The organism is Lentibacillus populi (assembly GCA_014642895.1).
Lineage (GTDB): Bacteria > Bacillota > Bacilli > Bacillales > Amphibacillaceae > Lentibacillus_C > Lentibacillus_C populi.
Genome location: BMJD01000077.1, coordinates 1 through 8,214, shown reverse-complemented (window position 1 = coordinate 8,214; position 8,214 = coordinate 1). Strand labels below are relative to the sequence as shown.

Annotated in this window: 10 protein-coding genes and 1 pseudogene; 3 read left to right on the top strand and 8 right to left on the bottom strand. The window is 34.1% G+C overall.

Going from position 1 to position 8,214, the window contains the following annotated elements; genetic code table 11:
* Positions 1–97: 97 nt before the first annotated feature.
* The 7 genes from IEX12_RS22335 to IEX12_RS22305 all read right to left on the bottom strand — a co-directional run bounded on the left by IEX12_RS22335 (position 98) and on the right by IEX12_RS22305 (position 4,307).
* Positions 98–1,510: an FtsK/SpoIIIE domain-containing protein gene (locus IEX12_RS22335; RefSeq protein ID WP_188725931.1), complete on the bottom strand. Its 1,413-nt coding sequence runs from the start codon at positions 1,508–1,510 to the stop codon at positions 98–100.
* Positions 1,511–1,664: 154 nt separating this feature from the next.
* The gene (locus tag IEX12_RS22330) at positions 1,665–2,057 is read right to left on the bottom strand and encodes a DUF961 family protein (RefSeq protein ID WP_188725929.1); all 393 of its coding nucleotides are present in this window, start codon (positions 2,055–2,057) and stop codon (positions 1,665–1,667) included.
* Positions 2,058–2,219, bottom strand: a complete 162-nt coding sequence (locus IEX12_RS22325; protein ID WP_188725928.1) for a hypothetical protein — start codon at positions 2,217–2,219, stop codon at positions 2,058–2,060.
* Positions 2,220–2,267: 48 nt separating this feature from the next.
* Positions 2,268–2,768 (bottom strand): antirestriction protein ArdA, encoded by a 501-nt coding sequence (locus IEX12_RS22320; RefSeq protein ID WP_188725927.1) that lies wholly within the window; start codon positions 2,766–2,768, stop codon positions 2,268–2,270.
* Positions 2,769–2,789: 21 nt separating this feature from the next.
* Positions 2,790–3,356 carry a hypothetical protein gene (locus tag IEX12_RS22315; protein WP_188725926.1) on the bottom strand — a complete coding sequence of 189 codons (567 nt, stop codon included), beginning with the start codon at positions 3,354–3,356 and terminating at the stop codon, positions 2,790–2,792.
* Between the two features lie 415 nt (positions 3,357–3,771).
* Positions 3,772–4,014 (bottom strand): hypothetical protein, encoded by a 243-nt coding sequence (locus IEX12_RS22310; protein ID WP_188725925.1) that lies wholly within the window; start codon positions 4,012–4,014, stop codon positions 3,772–3,774.
* 47 nt (positions 4,015–4,061) lie between these two features.
* Entirely contained in the window at positions 4,062–4,307 is a 246-nt protein-coding gene (locus IEX12_RS22305; RefSeq protein WP_286171347.1) for a helix-turn-helix transcriptional regulator, read from the bottom strand.
* Positions 4,308–4,487: 180 nt separating this feature from the next.
* On the opposite strand from IEX12_RS22305, the gene IEX12_RS22300 reads away from it, so the two are divergent.
* Together IEX12_RS22300 and IEX12_RS22295 are read left to right on the top strand one after the other, a co-directional pair.
* A complete protein-coding gene (locus IEX12_RS22300) occupies positions 4,488–4,832 on the top strand; it encodes a helix-turn-helix domain-containing protein (protein WP_188725924.1) in 345 nt (114 codons plus the stop codon).
* A gap of 70 nt (positions 4,833–4,902) precedes the next feature.
* Positions 4,903–5,385 (top strand): ImmA/IrrE family metallo-endopeptidase, encoded by a 483-nt coding sequence (locus IEX12_RS22295; protein WP_188725923.1) that lies wholly within the window; start codon positions 4,903–4,905, stop codon positions 5,383–5,385.
* A gap of 281 nt (positions 5,386–5,666) precedes the next feature.
* Here the strand turns inward: IEX12_RS22295 and IEX12_RS22290 are convergent, their stop codons facing one another.
* On the bottom strand, positions 5,667–7,352 hold the full coding sequence (locus IEX12_RS22290; protein WP_188725922.1) for a multicopper oxidase family protein: 1,686 nt from the start codon (positions 7,350–7,352) through the stop codon (positions 5,667–5,669).
* A 494-nt stretch (positions 7,353–7,846) separates the two neighbouring features.
* Here IEX12_RS22290 and IEX12_RS22285 point away from each other — a divergent pair.
* Positions 7,847–8,119: pseudogene (locus tag IEX12_RS22285) on the top strand (DUF6944 family repetitive protein); the annotation flags it as partial.
* Positions 8,120–8,214 lie beyond the last annotated feature (95 nt).

Genomic DNA, 8,214 nt, shown 5'->3' with positions numbered 1-8,214 from the left:
CACTTTAACTTGATACTTCTATTGTAACTAAAAAAAGATATGGTTCCCATATTAAATTTGGGAATCATATCTTTTCGGGACTTTTTCAGTGGCCTCGTTAGAGTAGGGGGGGTTGTTGGTCGTCATTCGCTACGCTCACTCCTCCCGAGTGCTTTTCGCTGTCGCTAGCGACTGTCGTCGCTGCCGCACTCTCCACTATCGGCGTTACTTTTTTTATTTCTTCTAAAAAATCATACCCTTTAGGGACAAGAGGTGTGTAAAATTCCGTGATAACAGAAGCGCCATAATCCGCATAGCCACGCCCTTTTATACGCTTATTCACAAAAGTATTATCTACATCACCAAACATCATTCCATATCCAGTTTCACTATTCCTACCTAGTGCTACACGAAAATTAAATTGGTCTCTTATTCCATCTGCCAAATACTTTGCATCTGGGCGCTGATTCGCTAAAATAAGAAAAACGCCTGCCTGCCGACCTAACATAGTCAATTGCTTCATATCTTCCAATACTTCTTGCTTTTCTCGATGGTCTAACATTTCCATGAAAGCCACGTACTCATCAAAAATTACAAAAAGTGGTGGCAGACCTACACTTGCATAGTTCCCACCTGTTTTATAATTCGGCATTGTTTTCATCTTTTCAGAACGATCATGCATTTCTTCTCTAGCTTTTTTCAAAGTCATTTTAATTCCATTCTTCCTACTGAAAACAGTTTTTTCAGGCATTACAGATTCCAAATCTGCAAGGTCTGCATTTTTCGGGTCTAATATACGCAATTCAGCACCCGATTTTAATAATGCTTCAATCATGGTTAAAATGAAATATGTCTTTCCTCCACCAGTACCACCAGCAATCAACATGTGAGGTAATTCATCAAATTTCCAATCGATATGCTTCATAAGCTTCATTACACCATTTTTAACCGTTACATCACTAATAGAAATACGATTTTGTTGTACATCATACATCAATTTATAACACACAAAATTTTCCTCTAATTCTTTATCAGCTAAAGCACAATACAAACCATTTTCTAATTGGTCTCCTAATTTAAGAAACCTATCTTGAAAACGGCTCATATCCATGGCTACTCGAAATTCAATATAGCCTTTTTTTATTTTGTAATATGCTTTGGGAAAATAGGTTATTTTAGATTTCGTAACATTCTTATCTGACAAACTCCATTTTGATTCCGTTGAATAGCTTTCTTTTTCCATGAAGCGATTTGATATAAACATTCTTGCTATTTTTTGCCTATGCCAAATACGTCTATATTTTTCAAAAAAGATAAAATATGCAAATCCAACTACAGTAACACCTACTAAGCTAGCTATAAGCAACCCTTTTCCTATATAAATCCAATTCCAGCCTGCTAAATCTTTTAGATAATCCCAAGTAAACCATTGGCTGACATTACTAATTCCATTTTTATAAAAAATAATAAGGCTCAATATAAAAACAGGTATAAATATTGATAAACCTGCTCTTAATACACCATGCTCCATTTTAGGCGTTATTCGTATACCACGATATTTCCAAAGACGTTTCTTCAAAAAACTCAATCTTTATCACCTTCTTTTGCAGTGAAATTCAGTTATCTCTAAATAATTGAACAAAAAAGCGTGCCAATTAATTTATAACTAGCACGCTACTAATCTATTATTTCTTTTCTCCACCTACTCCTACCGGTTCTTTGCTAGGTTCATTCTTTTTTATACCACCAGAACTTCCACCCTCAATAATATCTTCTGCTTCAACTGTCCAGATAACATTAGCAAAGTTTCCATTTGCTTGCGCTCTTGCTTTAATGACAGGATTTTTTAATTTTACCTGCTTATTAAATTCAATTTCTTTCAAATCTATATATTCCGGTATTGTAACCTCAATCTGTTCTTTTTGAGTAGATGAAGCAAGATTATAAATACGAGATTCTAACTTATCCGTACGTTCATTCTTCTCACGGTCATAAAACATTCTTTCACGTTTCAATCCCATAAAAAATAAATCTCCAAAAGTTAGTTCATTAGGTATAATTCCTGTTTTAAATTCCATTCAAAATCTCTCCCTTAATTGTTTTTTAATATTTTCATTTTCAATCTTTTTTTTTTTGTATTCAGACATTAAAGCAACTAAGTGCTTTCTTTCTACAGAAACAATCATTTGCTCATTACTAAAAGAATCTAATGTTTCAATTATTGATTCGTAAGAGCTCATTTTAGCACCTCATTATTTTTTCTAAAGTAATCCTATATTTCAGGAAATTTAATTAATATATTCAAATATGCCATGCGAAGTCACAAGAAAGTTTCCTTCTATTTCCATGTCACGACCAAGTGCATGGTAATCAATATAATTTTGCAAATTAGTAGGAACTTCTCCAAGCAACCCTGTTTCTTCCACATAATAACGTGCAACATCTTCCATAGAGTCACAATCAGAATAACAAACAATATCTTCTACATTTTCCAACAATTCTTCAAGACTACCAAACCACATACCTAATATCGCTGATAATTCATGATAAATAGGAGTGCCTTCAATTTCTTCTACCATTGCGCACAAACGATTTATTTCATTAATAGATATATATTCACTTATTTCAAATGGTAATTCGTAATCATGAATAGCAATTTCTTCATAATCACCATTTAATCCAATGGACTCTTTTACTTCTTCCATATTAATCGGAGGTGTAAACCAATCACCTACAAGTTCACCCTCATTATATTTTCCGAGATTAGATATATAGACACGCATTTCCATCACTTATCACCTCTCTGCAATTCATTCGATCATTTCTAACATAATCGGATTTTCGGAAATTTGAATACGTTCCTTTAATTCTTTTCCCATCAAATCACCATCTTTTGCATTATCAAAGCCTTTTATCGTAACCGCTGTATATAAGTCACATTCTATTATTAAACGATGAGGTAATGTACCATAAACATGTTTTCCTTTAATATCCTCTGCTTCAACACGTTCAAATACTGGTACATTCTGCAAAAACGAAAATTCACTTTTTAATATTTCAACAGTCCCGATATGACGACTTGCAATTACAAAGTCATTTTTCATTTCCCATGGATAAATTTCTAAAGCAGTCAAACGATATTTAAATACGTTTATATCAGCCTTGATAATATCTAACCCAGTATTAAATGTTTTATCTCTTGGCAATTCCAATCCATAATATTCATTTACCCCATAACCAACTAAAAGGCTAGGTGCAAGTGTAGAAATAATAATGATGTTATCTGATTCTTTATTATCATATCGAACCAATTCCCTAACTGCTGGAAACCCAAATGCTACTATTTTATTTTCTTTCAAAAGGTCATTTAATTTCATAATTGCATTTATTCACCTGCTTTCTAAATTCCATTATTCATTTGAATATATTTTTTAAAAAAAGGAAATTTACTTCGCTAGGCTCAAAATAATTTATAAGAACCATTACGGCGCTTATCAGTCGCTCACTTCATAAGGTCACGGCGACATTTAGTAGGTTATGTTTATAACCATTAGCACCCTCATTATGGGCTGCTATAGCTTTTTCAAAAGTGTTAGCTATTATCACTTAGATTACGTAAATGACAAATCTGACAAAACACGTTACAATAAAAGTGTCTAGGTTTTATTGTGGGCGTGTATGATAAGTTGCGATTTATCATATGCGCTCTCTTTCTATATAAGGTTTTCAAAGAACATCATTCCCTTTCATACATTCTCCAACATTTCTTTAAGTGGTATAAACCCACACTCGTTACATGTTCTCAAATGCTGAAATTGCTTTTCTTGACATATCATAATTTTTACAAATTCTACGATATGAAACATTATGCAATAAAAGCTTTTGAATAATTTCCTTTGAAATAGGCTGTTGCATATAATAATCAGCTTTTACAATTCGAACAGATAACTTCATCCTCGCCTGCCAGTCACCTTCCATTTCTTTTGCCAAAGGAACCGCCTTCTTCATTAAATCTTGCATTTCTTTAAAATTCATTTGAATTTCACCTCCTAAAAGTAATATAATTCAATTACTATACTTATTTAATTACTCTTAAGAATGCAACGTTTCGTGGCATTCATTTGTAAAAAAAGGTCTGGAAACAACTTCTTTTCGCTTACGCCAAAATAATTTGACATTTTTACCATAAGTTTAACAGTTGGATTTCGAGTGCCTTTTTCAATCGCACCTAGGTATTGCCTTGATATACCAAGATCACTTGCCACAATTTGCTGAGAACCAATCGATTTCCTAAAACCTATTAAAACATGCCTTATTTGTGTAGTCACAAGTCGAATCACCTCCGTCCATTTGCTTCAATTTGTAACATTGCTTAATTAAATTATAATGCAACAATTAGTGTCTGTCAATACTTTTTGCGACATTTTGTTGCTAAACTTTATTTGCTACATTATGTGTCGTATAATTGTTATTGTATCAATACGTCTCAATAAGGATTGGAGATTAAAATGTTAGGTGAACGTTTAACAAAATTACGTAAAAATAAAAAAATGACACAGCAAGGACTAGCAAAAGAATTACAAATCAGTCGTTCTTCCTTATCCCAATATGAAATAAACAAGAGACAACCTGATTACGAAACGTTAAAATTAATTGCTAATTACTTTCATGTATCTATCGACTACCTCATTACAGGTAATATATATAGCGAATCTCCAGATGAAATGTGGAAAGAATTACTGGACCCGAAAACACAAATATTCTTTAAAGATTTACAAAACGCGCCAGAAGAAAAAATTGATGAATTAATACGTTTTTGGGAATTTATCCAAGAACGAGATAAAAAGAAATAGAGCTCTAATACTAGGGCTTTTTATTTATAATAAAAACAGAACATATATTCCATTTGAAAGGGGATAACTAATGAACCATTTAAATTACCACACAACATTACTAGAAGATTCTGTAAAGCACCTTTATTATAATTTAGGTATTTATTACCCACATCAACTAGATATGATGGAAATAGCTGACTACCTAGGAATTAAAGTCTATTTTTGGGATATATCAAGTCGTGTTTATAAAAAAGAAATTATAATTGATTCTAGGTTATCCCCCGAACAACAATGGGAGGATTTTGGACATGAACTTTGTCATTTATTATTACAGTACGGAAATCAAATATTGTACTTAAATAATCTTTTTCTAAAATACCAAGAACGCAAAGCAAATAATTTTGCGTTACATTTTTGTGTACCAACATTTATATTACTTAAATATGAAATCGCTAGCATATCTGAAGGTATACCTTTTATAACAAAGACATTCAACGTAACACAGAAATTTGCACACAAAAGACTTATTCATTTTAGAAATCAGCTACAAATATCAAAATTACACCAATAACTAATGCGTAATTTCAAAACAAATTTCATATATAAAAGTAGATTTGGAATTAAGTTTGATTAAAAGCACCTCGCAAAGTCACATTTTGAGCAAAATAAAAAGAGTCCGTTTCGATAAAAGATTAACCAAAACGGATTCTTTTCTTGTAAATAGGTGTGAAGTTTTTATAAAAAGGTTTGATCATTTTCTACCTGTATTGCTCAACAGTCGCTCCCGATTGCAGAAATCTTAAAATAAAGAATCAATACTTCATCAACCCCTTATTGACAGAGCACAGTCTATTATTGGATAACAATAAACGGTCGCATCATTTCATTATCCTCGTGCTCCAATACATGACAGTGCCATACATACAAACCTGTATAAGGACCAAACTTCATAATTATTCGAGTTACTTGGTTAGGATTAGCTCGAACGGTATCCTTCCATCCTCGTTCCTGTGGAGCGGGAGGCACTGCGGGACCCGTGTACTGGATAATTCCCTCCTTGTTAAACTTTTCTGCATCAATATCTCTTCGGTCTATTATTTGAAAATCAACTAAGTGAAGATGAATCGGGTGTGAATCCGGAGAAACGTTAATGAGATACCATATTTCGGTTGATCCCAATTTTGGATTTTCAGTTATCGGGGCATCCCACTGTTTATTATCCAATAGCATGTATGGTCGACCGAACTTATCCATATCTTTTTTAAATGATAAAAATCTTTTCTTTGAGGCTTCCTGTTCGTTTATTTTTTGCAACGGAACCATATATGCAGGAATCACACTTGTATCAATATTTGAGAGCGGCAGCGCCACTCTAAACTGCATAACTGTACCAGTATTTCCGTCTACAGGAACCCCGCTTGGAAATGGTGTAGGGGCATCGTTTGTCATGATTATATTCTTACCCTCTGAGTTGGTAAAATCAATAATTACATCTGCTCGTTCTGCTGGAGATAACATAATCTCTGTTACTCCTATCGGTTGCTGCATGAAACCTCCGTCCGTAGAAATTTGATACATAAGTTGTCCCGAATCAAGCTTCATCCTAAAAAAACGAGTATTGGATCCATTTAGCAGCCTAAATCGATATTTACGTGGTTCCACTTTTAAATAGGGATGTACTTTACCGTTCACCAGGATGGTCTCCCCAATAAATTGAGGAACGACTGACGTTTCTAATTCTGGGATAGGTTGATCTGGTTGCTTCGGATAAAAAAGTGAACCGTCTTTATTAAAAGTTTTGTCTTGTATAATAAGGGGAATTTCATATTTTCTGCTTGGTAAATTTAAGTAACGTTCCCGTTGATCTCTTATCAGATAGAAGCCTGCCAACCCAGCATAAACGTTAAGTCTTGTAATCCCAAGCGTATGATCATGATACCAAAGGGTACATGCTTGATTGCAATTATCATATCGATAAACTTGTTTTCTAAAATATCGACCGACTTGTTTGAACCCCTTTGTAAACCAAGCCTCTGGGTAGCCATCGCTTTCCGATTCAACACAAGCACCGTGGACATGTACCACTGTTCGCACTTCCGGTACATCCATATGGGCACCATGTACTGTATAGTCTACAGGCAACAGATGCTTATCTGGAAGATTGTTGATCCATTTGATATACACGATTTCTCCGCTTTCTACTTCAATGGTAGGTCCCGGATAGCTTCCTTCGTATCCCCAAACCGTTGTATCATTTAATTCATTATGGAGTGATTGCTTAAATTCAGTCATATTTATTTCATAATAAGTATAAAACTGATTTTTCCATCGAGGTTTTAAAACAGGTGGAATGGGAAGTTCATCTACATACTTAGTGAGGTTGAATATTTGGGGATTTGCTTCATTACAGCCACATTGGTTGTTAGGTGTGCATTTACATTGATCTCCACATTCACAATTTGGATTATTACAGTATAGGTTGGTACAGGGTTCGGAGAAGGCTTGCGGGTTTTGCGAAAAGCCGTTATTAAAATTCATTACATTACCCCCATTTTCTTGCTTTGTAGTACGATAACATTGCAACCGACATCACACTGGTTACCAGGGATCACCTATTACAAAACTTGGCATTCTTCATGCATTTAGGCGAATTGGCTTCGTTCAACGAAAAAGTCCTTTTTCGTCTGCGATGCAACTGCACGTAGCGTTCCTTGCACTTATGCAGTAGGGTAGTTAATATCTTTCCTATCTTCCAAAAAACCATCATTTAAGTGTTACCAAATTATATGGAAATAAGTGTCCAAAATTCCGTAAAAGACTTTTTAAACTTCCGGTGACATGAACACGAAAGCTAACCTGCTCCATAGTTGATCAAGACAGTACATAAAATATCCTCACTTGAAACAAGAGAGGTTAACATAAGTCGGCATTATCGGTGTACACATATTACCTTGTAGCGACTCTTGCTCATAGTGAATATTATATAGTACGAGTAGATATTTGTATTTGCGAAGGGCGGATAGGATAGATTTATGAATAATCAATATAAAGAAATCCTCGGTTCATGGCTAGCAGCAATAGGAACAATTAGCTCTGCTATCGGAAGTACACCATCACATTTTACAACTAGTGATTTGCGAAATAATCTAGATTTATGGGGAAATGTTTTACAAGCAACTGGAAATGCTCTAGGAGCTGACGGACAAAGGGAAGTCTCTCTCGAAAAGCTTGGAAATAAAATACAATCAGTTGGAAATATCACTGTAATTTCTGGGATGATTAGTAACTTTGAAAAAGAAACGGAACAGCACTAGCGTTGCATTAATTATAACTAATAATAAAAAATGTTGGTAATGTTCAATTTTTAACTGTCTAGACAACAAAAAATCCTTTATAATGA

Bases quoted from the DNA above. Each gene is read 5' to 3' on its own strand.
- IEX12_RS22335 (WP_188725931.1), bottom strand. From the start codon at position 1,510: ATGGAGCATGGTGTATTAAGAGCAGGTTTATCAATATTTATACCTGTT.
- IEX12_RS22315 (WP_188725926.1), bottom strand. From the start codon at position 3,356: ATGAAATTAAATGACCTTTTGAAAGAAAATAAAATAGTAGCATTTGGG.
- IEX12_RS22290 (WP_188725922.1), bottom strand. From the start codon at position 7,352: ATGAATTTTAATAACGGCTTTTCGCAAAACCCGCAAGCCTTCTCCGAA.
- IEX12_RS22310 (WP_188725925.1), bottom strand. From the start codon at position 4,014: ATGAATTTTAAAGAAATGCAAGATTTAATGAAGAAGGCGGTTCCTTTG.
- IEX12_RS22320 (WP_188725927.1), bottom strand. From the start codon at position 2,768: ATGGAAATGCGTGTCTATATATCTAATCTCGGAAAATATAATGAGGGT.
- IEX12_RS22330 (WP_188725929.1), bottom strand. From the start codon at position 2,057: ATGGAATTTAAAACAGGAATTATACCTAATGAACTAACTTTTGGAGAT.
- IEX12_RS22325 (WP_188725928.1), bottom strand. From the start codon at position 2,219: ATGAGCTCTTACGAATCAATAATTGAAACATTAGATTCTTTTAGTAAT.
- IEX12_RS22295 (WP_188725923.1), top strand. From the start codon at position 4,903: ATGAACCATTTAAATTACCACACAACATTACTAGAAGATTCTGTAAAG.
- IEX12_RS22300 (WP_188725924.1), top strand. From the start codon at position 4,488: ATGTTAGGTGAACGTTTAACAAAATTACGTAAAAATAAAAAAATGACA.